The following is a 15,637-nucleotide window of genomic DNA, read 5'->3' as shown; positions in this document are numbered from 1 at the left end:
AGTGTGTCAGAGTGAAAATTTGTAACTGAACTACCGCCATCGGGGGCAAGCCCCCTCCCACACTGGAACTCTATTGTTTGGAACACCAGTAAAAGAACAAGAGATCTCGCTATGTCCGACATCCTCTGGCAACCCTCCCCCGAACGCATCGCCAACACGCGCATGGACCAGTTCCGACGTTTTATCAATGCTCGCCACGATGTGCAGCTCAACGACTACCCCGCCCTGCACCAATGGAGCATCGACCAACGCGCGGACTTCTGGCAGGCCATCGTGGCGTTCTTCGACGTGCACTTTCGCAGCCCGCCCAGCGCCACGCTGGTCGAAGGCAATGAAATGCCCAGCGCCCAATGGTTTCCCGGCGCGACATTGAACTTCGCGGAGCACTTGCTGCGCCGCCGCGACGATCACCCTGCCGTGGTTGCCATCAGCGAAGACGGCCAGCGCGAACAACTGACCTACGCCGAGCTGGCCGCCCACGTGGCGGGCCTGCAAAAAAGCCTGCGCGTGGCCGGGGTCGGCCTCGGTGACCGGGTGGCCGCGTGCATGCCCAACACCTGGCAAACCCTGGTCGGCATGCTCGCCACCACCAGTCTCGGCGCAATCTGGTCGTGCTCCTCGCCGGATTTCGGCACTCAGGGCGTCATCGACCGGTTCGGTCAGATCGAACCCAAGGTGCTGATCACCTGCGCCGGTTATCGCTATGCCGGCAAGACCCTCGACCAGAGCGCCAAGCTCAATGAAATCCTCGCGCGGCTGCCGTCCCTGGAGCAACTGATCATCGTGCCTTACGCCCGCCCGCAGGCGCAGGTCGGCGACTACCTCACCCAAGCCCGGGTCACGCTGTGGGACGACGTCTACCAGGCCGGCGGCGAGCCTGAATTTGTCGCGGTGCCGTTCGATCACCCGCTGTATATCCTCTATTCCAGCGGCACCACCGGCGTGCCCAAGTGCATCATTCACGGCACCGGCGGCGTGCTGCTCACCCATCTCAAGGAACATGGCCTGCATGCCGACCTGTCTCGCGAGGACTGCCTGTTCTACTACACCACCTGCGGCTGGATGATGTGGAACTGGCTGGTGTCGGTGCTGGCGATTGGCGCCACGGCAGTGCTGTATGACGGCTCGCCGTTCCATCCCGGCCCCGAGCGTTTGATCGACCTGATCGATGCGGAAAACATCAGTGTGTTCGGCACCAGCCCCAAGTTCCTCGTCACCCTGGAAAAAGCCGGGCTGCAGCCACGCCTGAGCCACCACCTGAGCAGCCTCAAGGGCCTGATTTCCACCGGTTCGCCGTTGTCGCCCCAGAGTTACGACTATGTGTACCGCGAGATCAAGGGCGAGCTGTGCCTGTCGTCCATGTCCGGCGGCACCGATATCGTCTCCTGCTTCGTGATCGGCAACCCGGTGCTGCCGGTGCGCCGTGGCGAAATGCAGTGCAAGAGCCTGGGGATGGCCATCGAAGTATGGGACGACCAGGGCCAGCCGCTGGTCGGCGAAAAAGGCGAACTGGTGTGTACCCGGCACTTTCCGGCCATGCCCATCGGGCTGTGGAACGATCCACACCAGCAGAAACTGCGCGCTTCGTATTTCAGCCAGTTCCCCGGCGTATGGGCCCAGGGCGACTATGCCGAGCAGCGTCCCAACGCCAGCCTGCTGATCCACGGCCGCTCCGACGCGGTGCTCAACCCTGGCGGCGTGCGCATCGGTACCGCCGAGATCTATCGCCAGGTGGAAAAAGTCCCCCAGGTGCTGGAAAGCCTCGCCATCGGCCAGCGCTGGCAGGACGATGTGCGCGTGGTGCTGTTTGTGCGCCTTGACGACGGTGTGCAACTGGATGAAGCGCTGGAGCAGCAGATTCGCCAGGTGATCCGCGCCAATACCACACCGCGCCACGTACCGGCGAAGATCCTCGCGGTCACGGATATCCCACGCACCATCAGCGGCAAGATCGTCGAATTGGCAGTGCGCAACGTCGTGCACGGTGAACCGGTGAAAAACACCGATGCGTTGGCCAATCCGCAGGCGCTCGAGCAATTTCGCGACCGCCCTGAGCTGGCGTGACAGATGAAAGGTTTCAGCGCTGATACAGCGTTTTGAAGAAAAACCGGCAATGCATGCTATTTTTCGAGGTAGCCACCCGTGGTTGTCTCTTGGGATAATGGGTGTTGTCTTTTTTTCAGAGCGTGAAGCGCAAGGCTTGTTTATGAATGGAACATCCACCGGTAGCGAGGCCGCTGCACTGATCGAGCGGCTGGACTGGGCGCAAAGCCCCCTCGGTGAGGCCAATGACTGGCCGCAAAGTCTGCGCACCGCCGTGGATATCGTCGTGCATTCGCCCATGCCGATGCTGCTGCTGTGGGGCGAGCAGCTCATCCAGCTCTACAACGATGGCTTCGCCCTGCTGGCCGGCAACAAGCACCCCGACGCCCTGGGCCAGCCGGTACACACGACCTGGCCGGAACTGCAGAGCTTTGCTGCGCCGATCTATGACGCGGTGCTCAGCGGCCAGGTGCGAACCTTCAGCGAGCAGTGTTTTGTGCTGCAGCGCAACCATCGCGACACTGAGATCTGGCTCGACCTGACCTACAGCCCGGTGCGCGATGAAAGCGGCCGCGTGGCCGGCATCCTGGTCACCGCCATCGAAACCAACGAGCGGCGCAGCAAAGCCCTCGAATTGCAGCAGCGCTCAGAAGACAGCCTCAAGGCCCAGCACAGTACCGAGCAGCGTCTGCAGCTGGCACTGGCGGCGACCGACGCAGTAGGCACCTGGGACTGGGACATCGGCGAAGACCGCTTTATCGCCGACGCGCATTTCGCTTACTTGCATAGCGTCGACCCGAATGACGCCGGCCTGTTGCCCATCAGCGCCTACCTGCTCGGCGTGCACCCCGAAGACCGAGGCTCGGTCACGCGCAGCATCAAGCACTGCATCACCTACGGCACCGAATACGCCGAGGAATACCGCCTGCAGCAAGCCGACGGCCAGGTGCGCTGGGTGTTTGCCCGTGGCCGTTGCTACAAGGACCCGCAGGGACGGCCGGCGCGGTTCCTTGGCGCCGCGCTGGACCTCACCGAGCGCAAGCACACCGAGCAGGCGCTGCGTCAAAGCCAGACCGAGCTGCAACTGATCATCAACGCCATGCCGGTGTTGATCGGCTATGTCGACCACGAGCAGCGCTTTCGCCTGAACAACAGCGCCTACCTCGACTGGTACGGCAAGACGCCACAGGAGCTGTACGGCAAGACCATCCGCGAAGTCATCGGCGACGAGGTGTACGCCGGGCGCGCAGACAAGATCGCCGCCGCGCTCAACGGCAAGGCGTGCAGCTTCATGACCGTCTCGCCCCATCGCGACGGGCGAGCGCGCCATGCCTTGATGAAGTACCTGCCGCGCTTCAGCAACGACGGCTCGGTGAACGGTTTCTACATCTTTGTGATCGATGAGACCGAACGCAAGCTCACCGAAGAAGCCCTGCGCCATCTCAACGAGAACCTCGAAGAACGCGTGGCCCAGCGCACCCAGGCACTGGCCGAGGCCAACCAGCGTCTGCAGAACGAGATGTTCGAGCGCGAGCGGGCCGAAGATGCCTTGCGCCACGCGCAGAAAATGGAAGCGGTGGGTCAGCTCACGGGCGGTATCGCCCACGACTTCAACAATATGCTCACCGGTATCATCGGCAGCCTCGACCTGATGCAACGCTACATTGCCGACGGCCGCAGTGAGGACATCGGCCGCTTTGCCGATGCCGCCGTGACGTCCGCCCACCGCGCCGCCGCCCTTACCCACCGACTGCTGGCGTTCTCACGGCGCCAATCGCTGGACCGGCGGCCCACCGATCCCAACCAGTTGGTGGCGTCCCTGGAAGACCTCTTCCGCCGCACCAAGGGCGCGCATATCACCCTCAACGTGCAGCTTGGCAAAGACATCTGGCCGGTGAACACCGACGCCAGCCAACTGGAAAACGCCCTGCTCAACCTGGTGATCAATGCCCGCGACGCCATGCCCGACGGCGGCGAACTGCTGATCGAAACCGCCAACAGCTATCTGGACGGCACCGATATCACCACCCTGGAGCCGGTCAAGGCCGGCGACTACGTGATGCTTGGCGTGCGCGACAACGGCAGCGGCATGGCGCCGAAGATCCTGGCCAAGGCCTTCGACCCGTTCTTTACCACCAAACCCATCGGCCAAGGCACCGGACTGGGCTTGTCGATGATCTACGGCTTCGCCCAACAGTCCGGTGGCCATGTGACTATCCAGAGCGAGCCGGGCCAGGGCACGTGCGTGCGCCTGTACTTGCCGCGCCTGCACGGCACCGCGCTGGAAAGCAGCCTGCCCGCCAGCCTGAGCGAGGCGCCGGTGGCCCTGGCCGGAGAAGCCGTGGTGGTGGTCGAGGACGACCCGGCGGTGCGCATGCTGGTGGTCAATCTGCTCGACGAACTGGGCTATACCGCTCACCAGGCGGCGGATGCGCGTGCCGCGCTGCCGCTGCTGGAATCGGACTTGCGCGTGGATTTGCTGGTGACCGACGTCGGCCTGCCGGGCATGAACGGCAGGCAACTGGCGGAAATCGCCCGCCAGCATCGCCCGGGCCTGCGCGTGCTGTTCATGACCGGTTATGCCGAGAAAGCCGCTGAACGCCAGGGCTTCCTGGAGGACGGCATGGACATGGTCGCCAAGCCATTTTCCATCGACCTGTTGGCCACTAAAATCCGCAGCATGATCGGCGTCGATGCCTGAGTTCAGGCATAATCGCGCGCCGTCGCACACCTGGTAGACATCAATGAAAGCCCAAGCCCGCCATATCCTGGTGAAAACCAGCGAAGAAGCCGAACAACTCAAGCAGCGCATTGCCAAGGGCGAAGCCTTTGACGTGCTCGCCAAGAAGTACTCCACCTGCCCGTCGGGCAAGCGTGGCGGCGATCTGGGTGAGGTGCGGCCCGGGCAGATGGTGGGGGCCATCGATGCGGTGATCTTCAAGAAGCCGGTGAAGGTGGTGCATGGGCCGATCAAGAGCAAGTTTGGGTATCACCTGGTGCAGGTGTTTTACCGGGACTGAGGGGGTTGGCTTTACACCGCCATCGGGGGCAAGCCCCCTCCCACAGGGGAACGCATTCCAAATGTGGGAGGGGGCTTGCCCCCGATCCGCCACAGGCGGCCATTCACCTCGGTATCAACGCCCCCGGCACCTGAATCACCCGACTCGCCAGCCGATGCCCCGCCAACGCTGCCTCTTGCGGCGACTCACCCTTGAGCCGCCCGGCCAGATACGCCGCACTGAACGAATCCCCCGCCGCCGTGGTGTCCACCACCTTCTCCACCGTTACCGCCGGCACCGCATAGCGCTCCCCCGCGCAACGAATCAAACACGCATCCGCGCCCCGCTTGAGCACCACCTGCGCAATCGCTGGATAGGCCGCAAATACCTGTTCGCTGTCCTCATAACCAAACAACGCGCGCTCGTCATCCTCGGTCAGCAAGGCGATGTCCACTTCAGCCAACACCTTGCGATAAGCCTCACGAGCCGTGTCCACATCGGCCCATAAGCGTGGCCGGTAGTTGTTATCGAACACCACCTTGCCACCCCGGCGGCGGGTCTCTACCAGGGTGTCCAGCAAGCGCTCGCGCCCAACCGCACCGAGCACCGCCAGGGTGATGCCGCTGAAATACACCACGTCATACTCCGGCAACGCCGCCAGGATCGGTTCGGCCGCAGGCGTGGTGAAACAATCGCGTACGGCCGCTTCGTTGCGCCAATAGAGAAACTTACGCTCGCCATTGGCATCGGTCTGGATGCAATACAAACCCGGCAGGCGTCCGGGCAGGCGCTGGACCATGCCCAGGCCGATGCCCTCGGCTTGCCACTGTGCGCACATTGAATCGCTGAAACTGTCATCGCCCAGGGCAGTGACGTAGTCGACGCTGCCGATATCACCCAGTTCGCGGCGCAGGTACACCGCGGTGTTCAGGGTGTCACCGCCGAAGCTCTGGTGCAGGCTGCCGTCGGCGCGGTGTTGCAGTTCGATCATGCATTCGCCGATAAGGGCGATGCGCGGTTTAGTGGTCATGGCTGCTGTCTCGGTGGGGCTGATGGCCTCATCGGGGGCAAGCCCCCCACAGGGGAACGCATTCCAAATGTGGGAGGGGGCTTGCCCCCGATAGGCGCGACGCGGTCTAGAAACACGTACGCAGGGACTCGATCACCCGCAACTGCTCATCCACCAGGCAACCCACCTGCCACTTGTCGAAGGTCAGGCATGGGTGGGACGTACCAAACGAAATGATGTCGCCAATGCGCAGGTCAACCCCCGGCGCCACGGTCATGAACGCATGCTGGTCCATCACGGCGGTCACCTGGCACGCGCTCACATCATCGCCCTCGGCCGGCACGATCCCGGCCTTGTAGCGCTTGAGCGGTACCGGCAGACCGGCGTCGTAGGCCACGTCGCGCTTGCCCAGGGCGATCACCGCAAAGCCCGGTTCCGGCAACGATTGCACATGGGCCCAGACTTCCAGCGCCGGGCGCAAGCCTTCGTTGAGGTCGCTGCGACGGTCAAGCACACAGCACTGCGCTTGCTTGTAGATACCATGGTCGTGGGCCACGTAGCTGCCTGGGCGCAGCACGCTGAGGAAGCGCCCGGCGGCATTCTGTTGCTCGAAGGATTCGGCGATCAGGTCATACCAGGCCGAACCCGAGGCTGTGACGATGGGTTTGGGCAGGTCAAAAAAGCCGTTGTCCTGCAGGTCCACTGCCAGGCGCACGAGGCTGGCGGCGAAGTCACGGATGCCGCTGATGGCGTGCTCGCCGTGGATCACCCCTTCGTAGCCTTCGATACCGGTCAGGGCCAGCGCAGGTTGAGCCTTGATCGCCTTGGCCAATTCGCGCACTTGCTGCTCGCTGCGGCAGCCGCAGCGACCACCGACTACACCGTACTCGATCATCACGTTCAGGCGCAGGCCACGGGCGGCGAAGAACAGGCCCAGGTCAGCGACGTTGTCCGGGTGATCGACCATGCAATGAAAGTCAAAATCCTGATCGGCCAGCAGGTCGGCAATCAACGCCATGTTCGGCGCCCCCACCAACTGGTTGGCCATCAGCACGCGACGCACGCCACCGGCGTAGGCAGCGCGGGTCTGCACGGCGTTGGCCAGGGTGATGCCCCACGCACCCGCAGCGACCTGACGCTGGAACAGCGCCGGCATCATGCTGGTCTTGCCGTGGGGCGCCAACTGCGCGCCGCTGGCACTGACGAATGCCTGCATCCAGCGGATGTTGTGTTCCAGTGCCTCGCGGTGCAGCACCAGGGCCGGCAGGCTCACGTCGCGGACCAGATGAGCGCCAATGGCGGCGGCGCCTTTTTCAACGGCATTGAAGGCAGACATGGGAAATTCCTATTCGGTGATGCGCCGGGCCAGGTTGTTGGCGCTGTCGATCAGCACCCGGCGATAGTCATGGTAGTTTTTGCTCGCATCAGCCCGGGGGGCAACGATGCACAGCGTTGCAATGCTGGTGCCCTGCGCGTCGCGCACCGGGGCGGCAAAGCAGTGGGTAAAGGTGTCGGCCACGCTGTCGAAGGAGAAGAACCCGTCGAGGGTGGCCTGGCGGATCTGTGCCAGGAAGGTCTCCAGGGGCAGGCGCAGGCCATCGGGCAGGATGAAATCGTCGGGGTCGATCAGGTCGATGATCTGCTGGTCGCTCAAATGCCCCAGCAACAGGCGCCCGGAAGCGGTCCAGGGGATCGGCGCGTTTTCACCGATATCCGACGAAATACGGAAATGCCGCTGGCCTTCGCGCATCAGCGCTACCGTGTACTTGCGCCCGTTGAGCAGGCACATCTGCGCGGTTTCGTGGGTCTTGCTGACGATCTCCTGCAAGGCGTGGTCGGCCTCGCGCGTCAGGTCGAAGTGGCGCAGGTGCGCCTGGCCGAGGAAATACAGCTGGCGGCCGAGGTAGACGTGACCGTCCTTGCCCACGGTTTCCAGGATGCGGCGCTCGAGCAGCGAGGCGACCAGTTCATAGACCGTGGACTTGGGGCTGCCGATGCCGCTGGCGATATCATTCGGGCGCAGCGGCTGGCCGATTTCCTTGAGAAAATCGAGAATATCGAACGCACGGTCCAGGCCTTTGGCGCGGCGTTTGATGGTGTCTTCGGTCATGGCGGTTCCGGTCCGGTCGACGTTGATGTGTGCGACAAAGTTCTCCTGTGGGAGGGGGCTTGCCCCCGATTGCAGTGTGTCAGTCCATACAGCTGTTACTGATACACCGCTATCGGGGGCAAGCCCCCTCCCACATTGGAGCAGCTGTGGTGTAGAGAGTGGGGCCAATTTAGCCCTTTTTCTTGTAGGCCACGCAATCGATCTCGACCTTGCAATCGACCATCATGTTCGCCTGCACGCACGCCCGCGCCGGGGCGTGTTCGGCCGTGAAGTATTCGCCGAACACCTTGTTGAAACTCCAGAAGTCCCGTGGGTCTTCCAGCCACACGCCGACACGCACCACGTCTTTCAATTCGTAGCCGGCCTCTTCAAGGATCGCCACCACGTTGCGCATGGTTTGGCGGGTTTGCTCGATGATGCCGCCAGTGATGATTTCGCCGTCCACCGCAGGCACCTGGCCTGAGACGTACAACCAGCCGTCCGCTTCCACTGCGCGGGCGAAGGGACGTGGCTGGCCGCCGCCGGCAGTACTACCGGCACCGTAACGAGTAATGCTCATAAAATAGCTCCTTGATTAAAAACGAATGTTCTTGAGAAATTCCGCCAGGCGCGGCGACTGCGGGCGTTCGAAAATATCCTTGGCGCTGCCCTGCTCTTCAATGCGCCCCTGGTTCATGAAAACGATCTTGTCCGACACTTCGTAGGCAAAGCGCATTTCGTGGGTGACCAGCAACATGGTCATGCCCTCCTCCGCCAGCCCCTTGATCACGCTGAGCACTTCGCCTACCAGTTCCGGGTCGAGGGCCGAGGTCACTTCGTCGAACAGCATCAGGCTGGGGTTCATGGCAATCGCCCGTGCAATCGCCACGCGCTGTTGCTGGCCGCCGGACAACTGACCGGGAAAGTGATTGCGACGCTCCAGAAGTCCCACGCGGTCGAGCCATTTTTCCGCAAGCGACACGGCCTCGTCCTTAGGCATTTTCTTAACTTTCAACAACCCCAGGGTCACGTTCTGCAAGGCGGTCAAATGCGGGAACAGGTTGAATTGCTGGAACGCCATGCCGGTCATTGCGCGGTGTTGGGCGATCACGCGCTCGGGATGACGCACGCGCTTGCCGGCCACGTCGCTGTAACCGATGGACTCGCCGTCCAGGGTAATCTGCCCGCCCTGGAATTCTTCCAGCAGGTTGACGCAACGCAACAGCGTGGTCTTGCCCGAGCCGCTGGAGCCGATCAGGGTCACCACGTTGCCGCGCTGCAGGCTCAGGTCGACCCCCTTGAGTACTTCCACTGCCCCGTATTGCTTGCGCAGGCCACGAATATTCAGCAGCGGTTCGGTTGTTTGATGTTGATTCATGGCAAGGCCACCCGCTTTTCTATGAAGCGCCCGAATAATTCAATGGCGTAGTTGATGACAAAGAACATAAAGCCTGCGAACAGGTAGAACTCCAGGGTCATGAAGGTGCGTGCGATGACTTGCTGGGTGCTCAGCAGCAACTCGGCCACGCCGATGACCGAGAGCAGGGTCGAGGCCTTGACGATTTCCGTGGAGGAATTGACCCACGTCGGCAGGATCTGCCGCAACGCCTGGGGCAACAGCACGTAGCCCAGGGACTGGTAGAACGTCAGGCCAATCGCCTTGCCCGCTTCCAGTTGCCCACGGGGAATGGCCTGCAGCGCACCGCGCACGATTTCCGCGACGTGGGAGCCACAAAACAGCGTGAGCCCGACCGCGCCGGCCTGGAACGCGCTGATCTGCCAACCGAGCGCCGGCAGCATGTAGAAGCACGCCAACACCAGCACAAACACCGGTGTGCCACGAATCAGGTCGACATACAGACGCAATGGCGCACGCATCCAGAACGTGCCGTAAGTGAGCACCATCCCGGCGCAGATACCGATCAGGGTGCCGAAGATAATCGCCAGCGCCGAGCAATAGATGCTGGTCTGAAACCCCGCCCACAGCGTCTCCCGGGCAATCCACAATTCATGCAGCCAACTGGGGGATTCGTACATGGAAACCCTCCTTAACGACGGATCGCCAGACGCTGTTCCAGGTAACGGAGCAGCATGGCAATGAGGTAACAGGCGGCCACGTAGAGCGCGGTCGTGACCAGCCAGGTTTCAATCACCCGGTAGCTTTCGACGTTGATCTTGCGGGCGTAATAGGTCAGCTCCGGCACCGCAATCGCAGCGGCCAGGGACGTGTCCTTGAACAGCGAGATAAAGTTGTTCGACAGCGCCGGCAGCACGTTGCGCAGCATCACCGGCACGGTGATATAGGCGCGGATACGCCACTCACCCAGGCCAATCGCCAAGCCGGCTTCGCGCAGGCCCTTGGGAATGTTCAACAGCCCGGCACGGAACACCTCGGTCAGATAGGCCCCGGCATACAGCGACAGGGTAATGATGAACGAAGGAATTTTATCCAGGCGAATGCCCAGCGACGGCAAGGCGAAATAGATCAACAGGATCAACACCAGGATCGGCGTGTTGCGCACCACCGTCACGTACACCGAAGCAAAGATACGCAACGCGCGGTGCCTGGACAGCATGGCAAACGCCATCAGCAGGCCGATCACGCAGCCGATGGCGATCGACAGCAAGGCCAACTGCAGGCCCAGGCCGAGGCCCGCCAGCAAGGTGTCGAAATCACGCCATACGGCGGCAAAGTTCAACTGATAGTTCATGGTCGACAGTACCTGAGTGGGGCGCCGTCAAGCGCGCCCCGATTGTTGCGGATCACTTGAATTCCACAGGAAAACCAATCGCCGGCTCCGGCAGGTCAACGCCGAACCATTGCTTGAACGAGGCCTTGTAGGTGGGGAATTCGACGCCGGTCATGGCTTCATGCAGCGCGGTATTGACGAAGTTCAGCCAGTCCTGGTCGCCACGCTTGACCGCGCACGCATAGGTCTGCGGGCTCCAGGCGTAGGTCGGGCTGCGGTAGCGGCCAGGGTTTTGCACCATCAGGTATTTGACCGAGGACTGGTCGGTGGCGGCGGCATCCGCACGACCGGAGTTCACGGCCTGGTACATCAGGTCGACGCTGTCGTACTGGTCGACCTTGGCCTTGGGCAGCGCCTGATGCACCAATTGCTCGGCATACACGTTCTGCAGCACGGCCACGGTGACGCCATCGCCCGCCGCCTGCAGGTCCTCGATTTCCTTGTACTTGCTGGTGTTCGGCAGCAGCAGGCCGACGCCTTCGCGGTAATACGGCAGGGTGAAGGCCACTTGCTGCGCACGGCTGGCGGTGACGGTGATGAACTGGCAACTCATGTCGACTTTGTCGGTCAGCAGATTGGGAATCCGCGCGTCGGACGACTGCACCACGAACTCGACCTTGCTCGGGTCATTGAACAACCCCTTGGCCACGATGCGGCCAATGTCGATATCGAACCCCTGCAACTTGCCATCCGCTCCCTGGAAGTGCCACGGCGCATTGGTACTGCCTGTACCCACGATCAGATGCCCGCGCTTGAGCACGTCGTCGAGCTTGCTGTCCGCCGCCTGCGCGAGGCTGGTAACGCACGCCGATGCGGCGAAGAGAAAAACACACGCTTTGAACACGGAAGGTCGGTGATGCATGACAAGCACTCCAGGAGATGTGTATTCCGCTGTACCGGAACTTGGTATGTAACAACGGAATAGACAGCAGAAAGTGTGCCATAGCCACTGAAGGAAAAATATGCCGGAGAGAAAATCCTTAAGGATCAGCAAGATAGTTATTGAGGAGCACGGCGGCGTTGCGCCATCACCCCAGCGCTCTGCTACTCAATGCCCCACAACGGTGTTACTGCGCACCAACCTTGTACGGTTGGGCTAACCTGTAGAGCGAACAAGCCCCTGCACGGAGGGACCCCAGATGAAATTGAAGCTTGGCCTGTTAATGCTGTGTTACCTGATGGCCGGCAACGCCCTGGCCAGCAACGACCGCCGCGACTGCAAGGAACAACTGCGCAAACTCAAGGAAGCCTTCGACACCAACTACACCAGCCAGAATCACCATGCCTACCGTGAGGCCAAGGCATCCCGTGACAATGAGGAATACCGCAAGTGCGCCAGCCAGGCGCGCAAGGCCCGGGAACGCCTGGAGCGTCAGCCGGACCTGTGAAGGTTGACAGTAGACACCGATGCACCACCGGCCTAGCGTTGGCAAAAACGCTGGCCGAGAGGGAAGTCAAATGGGTATCGCAAAGGACGCTATTGCAACCAACGAGCAGTATCAGTTGATCGTCAGATCCGCTCCAATCGTATTCATCCTGTTTGTTTCAGAGACCTGCCCTGGATGCGGCCCCGCCGCCGAGCGCTTCGAAGCGGTTGCACGGCGTTACAAGACGGTGAAATGCCTGGTGGTCGATATCGCAAAAACCCCCACATTGCCGGGGGTGAGAGCGACACCCACCCTTGTCCCCCACGTCAATGGCAAGGTCGAGGAATTCATCGAAGGGTTTGGCCCCCAGGCAACCCAGGAGCAAACCCTTGAAGGCATATTCAGGCGCTATGCCCTGAAAGAGGCTCAAGGCATACCTGCGTCACCCGGCGTTCACGCACCGCAGCCACCGTCAACCGCCAACCTTCATGTTCCAGGTGATCACCTACCACAGGCAGGCGATCAAGCAGGCTCATGACCAGCCCGGCCAGGGTCTGGTAATCCTCGGTAGCGGCCGCCTTGAAGCCGGTGCGTCGGCGGACCTGATCGAGGTTCAACGCGCCATCGGCACGATACCCCGCGCCGTCCTCGACGATATCCGGCCCTTCGATCTCGCTGGCGTCCGGCAGCTCACCCGCGATGGATTCGAGGATATCGGTCATGCTCAACACGCCCATGAAGTCACCGAACTCGTTGATCACAAAGGCGATATGCGTAGATTCCTGGCGCATTTGCTCCAGTGCATTGAGGATCGAAAAGCGCTCCAGCAGGTTGATCGCACGACGCGCCAAATGCTCCAGATTCGGCTCGTTGCCGGCCAGGTATTCCTTGAGCAATTCCTTTTTGTGCACGAAGCCCAGGGGCTCATCGACCGCACCGTTACGGATCAACGGCAGCCGCGAGTAGGAGGAGTGCATCAGTTTCAGGCGAATGCTCTCGGGATCGTCCGCCAGATCGATACAGTCGACCTTGGCCCGTGGCGTCATCAATGTGCGGATCGGTCGTTCAGCCAGTTGCAGCACACCGCTGATCATCACGCGCTCGCGTCGATCGAACAACGGGCCCTGCGCAGCATCCGGCTCGCCCAGCAGGTCAGCCACCTCCTCACCGACCTCTTCCACCGCCAGGGTGCGACCGCCAAGCAGGCGCATCACCGCGTGGGCGGTCCGTTCACGCACCGGTAATACGCCTTGCGCCGACTTCTTGCGCCGCGAGCGAGCGATCTGGTTGAATACTTCAATCAGGATCGAGAAGCCGATCGCCGCGTACAGGTAGCCCTTGGGAATATGAAAGCCCAGGCCTTCGGCAGTCAGCGCGAAGCCGATCATCATCAAAAAGCCCAGGCACAGCATGATCACCGTCGGGTGGGCGTTGACGAAGCGGGTCAGCGGCTTGCTCGCCACGATCATCAGGCCGATGGACACGATCACCGCGATCATCATCACCGCCAGCTCATCGACCATGCCCACGGCGGTAATCACCGCATCCAGGGAGAACACCGCGTCGAGCACGACGATCTGCGCCACGATCGGCCAGAACATCGCATAGGTCACGTTGCCCTTGTGCTGGGCGACATGCCCTTCCAGGCGTTCATGCAGTTCCATGGTGGCCTTGAACAACAGGAACACACCGCCAAACAGCATGATCAGGTCACGCCCGGAGAAACTCTTGTCGAACACCTCGAACAGCGGCTGGGTCAGCGTCACCAGCCAGGAAATACTCGCCAGCAGGCCCAGGCGCATCAGCAGGGCCAGGGACAAACCGATCAACCGCGCGCGGTCGCGCTGTTCAGGCGGCAACTTGTCCGCGAGGATCGCGATAAACACCAGGTTGTCGATGCCCAGTACCAGTTCCAGCACAATCAAGGTCGCAAGGCCGAGCCAGGCCGTTGGATCCGCTAACCATTCCATCTAGGGGTTCTCTGTATTCAAGGGGTTCAGAATGCCGGACACGGCAAAACGCGGTCATTGGACCGGGACAAGGTTAGTCGACGAAATACGGGGTGTATGAGCGGGAACAACGACAGCGGGTGTCTTGGGGAAAGACGACTGGGGGGCTCCGAGAGGCTGTTCATGCAAGTCCTGAAATAACGAAAGGGCTTGAATCCTACAGCCCAAATACAAATTTCCCACAGGGCAAAACTATTACAAAACCTGTCCCCTGACTTATATAAAACCAATGTGGGAGGGGGCTTGCCCCCGATGGCTGTGTGCCAGTCAACATATAAGCCGGCTGGCACACCGCTATCGGGGGCAAGCCCCCTCCCACATTGGTCCCCATTCCAGATTGGTCTCCAGTCCACATTTGGAAGGGTGTTGAGTCAGGCTTTTCGGGTGGCGTCGTCCAATGCCAGGATGGTATGTGCATTGGTCACCGTCGTCGCCAGAGTATTGATCACCCCCGAGCGCAACGCGCCCAAGGTCGCCGCCGCCTTGGTGTTCTCACTGGCAATCGCCACCACGTCCGGGATGCGAAACAGCTCCTGCACCGTCAACCCGATCACCCGCCCCTGGATGGCGTTGACCGCCGGCTGGCCGTGAATATCGATAAAGTCATAGCCCATCATGTCGCCCACCGTGCCGGACAAGCGGGCCTGGGCGATTTCCTGCGGCGAAAACCAGCCCATGCGCACCATGTTGCTGTTCTCGCTCATGTCACCGATGCCGATCAAGGCAATGTCGGCGCGGCGTGCACGGTCCAGGGTCGAGCGCACCGTGTCGTTATTGATCAAGACGCCGCGCAGTTCCGGGTTGGCCACCAGCGCCGGGGCGTACAGGCTCTCACTTTCACCCCCAAAGCGCAGGGCCAGGCGCCGGCAGATGTGGTCGGGGTTCATGTACTCGCCGGCCTTGAGCGAACCGCCGATGGCGCAGACAAAGGTGCAGTTGCGCGTCACCGGCAGAAACACGTTATCGGCCACTGCGCCGACATTACGCCCCATGCCCACGGCGACGATCATGCCGTCGCCCAGGGTTTTGTTCAGGTAATTGGCGACCAGACTGGCGACGGCCGAGCGCTGGGTGTCGGCGTCGCTGTGGTCGACGGCGATCAAGGCACGGTCGAGCTTGAAGCGCTCCACCAGCGCCCGCTCCAGCTCATTGTTCATCGCCGGGTGCTGCAACACGCGCACCTCGACAATGCCTTCATCCCGCGCGCGCTTGAGCAAACGGCTGACCTTGGCCCGCGACAGGTCGAAGCGCTTGGCGATGGCCTCCTGAGTGACGTTCTCAAGGTAATAGAGCATCGCCACTTCGGTCATCTGATCGATATCACTGGCCATGCGCTGGGTACTGTCACTCATGGGGACGGGCTTCCGTTTC

At 61.7% G+C, this 15,637-nt stretch carries 14 protein-coding genes and 1 pseudogene; 5 read left to right on the top strand and 10 right to left on the bottom strand.

The genetic code is table 11. The annotated features are described in order from the left end of the window. Positions 1 to 111: 111 nt before the first annotated feature. From BFQ04_RS21215 to BFQ04_RS21205, 3 genes are all read left to right on the top strand, one after another. Entirely contained in the window at positions 112 to 2,064 is a 1,953-nt protein-coding gene (locus BFQ04_RS21215; RefSeq protein ID WP_065952456.1) for an acetoacetate--CoA ligase, read from the top strand. Between the two features lie 142 nt (positions 2,065 to 2,206). Next, entirely contained in the window at positions 2,207 to 4,744 is a 2,538-nt protein-coding gene (locus BFQ04_RS21210; protein WP_065952455.1) for a PAS domain-containing protein, read from the top strand. A 43-nt stretch (positions 4,745 to 4,787) separates the two neighbouring features. Next, positions 4,788 to 5,063, top strand: a complete 276-nt coding sequence (locus BFQ04_RS21205; protein WP_003174397.1) for a peptidylprolyl isomerase — start codon at positions 4,788 to 4,790, stop codon at positions 5,061 to 5,063. Between the two features lie 103 nt (positions 5,064 to 5,166). Here BFQ04_RS21205 and BFQ04_RS21200 read toward each other — a convergent pair whose 3' ends face one another. The 8 genes from BFQ04_RS21200 to BFQ04_RS21165 form a co-directional block, all read right to left on the bottom strand. Next, the gene (locus BFQ04_RS21200; protein WP_065952454.1) at positions 5,167 to 6,072 is read right to left on the bottom strand and encodes a sugar kinase; all 906 of its coding nucleotides are present in this window, start codon (positions 6,070 to 6,072) and stop codon (positions 5,167 to 5,169) included. A 106-nt stretch (positions 6,073 to 6,178) separates the two neighbouring features. Further along, entirely contained in the window at positions 6,179 to 7,387 is a 1,209-nt protein-coding gene (locus BFQ04_RS21195) for an amino acid deaminase (protein ID WP_065952453.1), read from the bottom strand. 9 nt (positions 7,388 to 7,396) lie between these two features. Then, entirely contained in the window at positions 7,397 to 8,161 is a 765-nt protein-coding gene (locus BFQ04_RS21190; protein WP_065952452.1) for an IclR family transcriptional regulator, read from the bottom strand. 169 nt (positions 8,162 to 8,330) lie between these two features. Next, entirely contained in the window at positions 8,331 to 8,720 is a 390-nt protein-coding gene (locus tag BFQ04_RS21185) for a RidA family protein (RefSeq protein WP_065952451.1), read from the bottom strand. 15 nt (positions 8,721 to 8,735) lie between these two features. Further along, on the bottom strand, positions 8,736 to 9,518 hold the full coding sequence (locus BFQ04_RS21180; RefSeq protein WP_065952450.1) for an amino acid ABC transporter ATP-binding protein: 783 nt from the start codon (positions 9,516 to 9,518) through the stop codon (positions 8,736 to 8,738). After that, a complete protein-coding gene (locus BFQ04_RS21175; protein ID WP_065952449.1) occupies positions 9,515 to 10,177 on the bottom strand; it encodes an amino acid ABC transporter permease in 663 nt (220 codons plus the stop codon). The genes BFQ04_RS21180 and BFQ04_RS21175 overlap by 4 nt, the downstream gene beginning before the upstream one ends. Positions 10,178 to 10,188: 11 nt before the next feature. Further along, complete coding sequence (locus tag BFQ04_RS21170; protein ID WP_017737242.1) at positions 10,189 to 10,851, bottom strand: amino acid ABC transporter permease; 663 nt, start codon at positions 10,849 to 10,851, stop codon at positions 10,189 to 10,191. A 52-nt stretch (positions 10,852 to 10,903) separates the two neighbouring features. After that, positions 10,904 to 11,752 carry a transporter substrate-binding domain-containing protein gene (locus BFQ04_RS21165; RefSeq protein WP_065952448.1) on the bottom strand — a complete coding sequence of 283 codons (849 nt, stop codon included), beginning with the start codon at positions 11,750 to 11,752 and terminating at the stop codon, positions 10,904 to 10,906. Between the two features lie 277 nt (positions 11,753 to 12,029). On the opposite strand from BFQ04_RS21165, the gene BFQ04_RS21160 reads away from it, so the two are divergent. Further along, positions 12,030 to 12,278, top strand: a complete 249-nt coding sequence (locus tag BFQ04_RS21160) for a hypothetical protein (protein WP_065952447.1) — start codon at positions 12,030 to 12,032, stop codon at positions 12,276 to 12,278. 19 nt (positions 12,279 to 12,297) lie between these two features. Then, positions 12,298 to 12,618 (top strand): annotated as a pseudogene (locus tag BFQ04_RS30505) (thioredoxin family protein); the annotation flags it as partial. Positions 12,619 to 12,658: 40 nt separating this feature from the next. On the opposite strand, the gene BFQ04_RS21155 reads toward BFQ04_RS30505, so the two are convergent. Then, a complete protein-coding gene (locus BFQ04_RS21155) occupies positions 12,659 to 14,227 on the bottom strand; it encodes a TerC family protein (protein ID WP_065952446.1) in 1,569 nt (522 codons plus the stop codon). A gap of 410 nt (positions 14,228 to 14,637) precedes the next feature. Next, entirely contained in the window at positions 14,638 to 15,618 is a 981-nt protein-coding gene (locus tag BFQ04_RS21150) for a sugar-binding transcriptional regulator (RefSeq protein ID WP_065952445.1), read from the bottom strand. Positions 15,619 to 15,637 lie beyond the last annotated feature (19 nt).

Source organism: Pseudomonas sp. 37 R 15 (assembly GCF_900004865.1).
Classification (GTDB): domain Bacteria; phylum Pseudomonadota; class Gammaproteobacteria; order Pseudomonadales; family Pseudomonadaceae; genus Aquipseudomonas; species Aquipseudomonas fluorescens_AM.
Note: the sequence above shows the minus strand (reverse complement) of the source record. Positions and strands in the feature narration are given on the sequence as shown.

Bases quoted from the DNA above. Each gene is read 5' to 3' on its own strand.
- BFQ04_RS21195 (WP_065952453.1), bottom strand. From the start codon at position 7,387: ATGTCTGCCTTCAATGCCGTTGAAAAAGGCGCCGCCGCCATTGGCGCT.
- BFQ04_RS21190 (WP_065952452.1), bottom strand. From the start codon at position 8,161: ATGACCGAAGACACCATCAAACGCCGCGCCAAAGGCCTGGACCGTGCG.
- BFQ04_RS21205 (WP_003174397.1), top strand. From the start codon at position 4,788: ATGAAAGCCCAAGCCCGCCATATCCTGGTGAAAACCAGCGAAGAAGCC.
- BFQ04_RS21180 (WP_065952450.1), bottom strand. From the start codon at position 9,518: ATGAATCAACATCAAACAACCGAACCGCTGCTGAATATTCGTGGCCTG.
- BFQ04_RS21215 (WP_065952456.1), top strand. From the start codon at position 112: ATGTCCGACATCCTCTGGCAACCCTCCCCCGAACGCATCGCCAACACG.
- BFQ04_RS21165 (WP_065952448.1), bottom strand. From the start codon at position 11,752: ATGCATCACCGACCTTCCGTGTTCAAAGCGTGTGTTTTTCTCTTCGCC.
- BFQ04_RS21185 (WP_065952451.1), bottom strand. From the start codon at position 8,720: ATGAGCATTACTCGTTACGGTGCCGGTAGTACTGCCGGCGGCGGCCAG.
- BFQ04_RS21200 (WP_065952454.1), bottom strand. From the start codon at position 6,072: ATGACCACTAAACCGCGCATCGCCCTTATCGGCGAATGCATGATCGAA.
- BFQ04_RS21175 (WP_065952449.1), bottom strand. From the start codon at position 10,177: ATGTACGAATCCCCCAGTTGGCTGCATGAATTGTGGATTGCCCGGGAG.
- BFQ04_RS21155 (WP_065952446.1), bottom strand. From the start codon at position 14,227: ATGGAATGGTTAGCGGATCCAACGGCCTGGCTCGGCCTTGCGACCTTG.
- BFQ04_RS21160 (WP_065952447.1), top strand. From the start codon at position 12,030: ATGAAATTGAAGCTTGGCCTGTTAATGCTGTGTTACCTGATGGCCGGC.
- BFQ04_RS21170 (WP_017737242.1), bottom strand. From the start codon at position 10,851: ATGAACTATCAGTTGAACTTTGCCGCCGTATGGCGTGATTTCGACACC.
- BFQ04_RS21150 (WP_065952445.1), bottom strand. From the start codon at position 15,618: ATGAGTGACAGTACCCAGCGCATGGCCAGTGATATCGATCAGATGACC.
- BFQ04_RS21210 (WP_065952455.1), top strand. From the start codon at position 2,207: ATGAATGGAACATCCACCGGTAGCGAGGCCGCTGCACTGATCGAGCGG.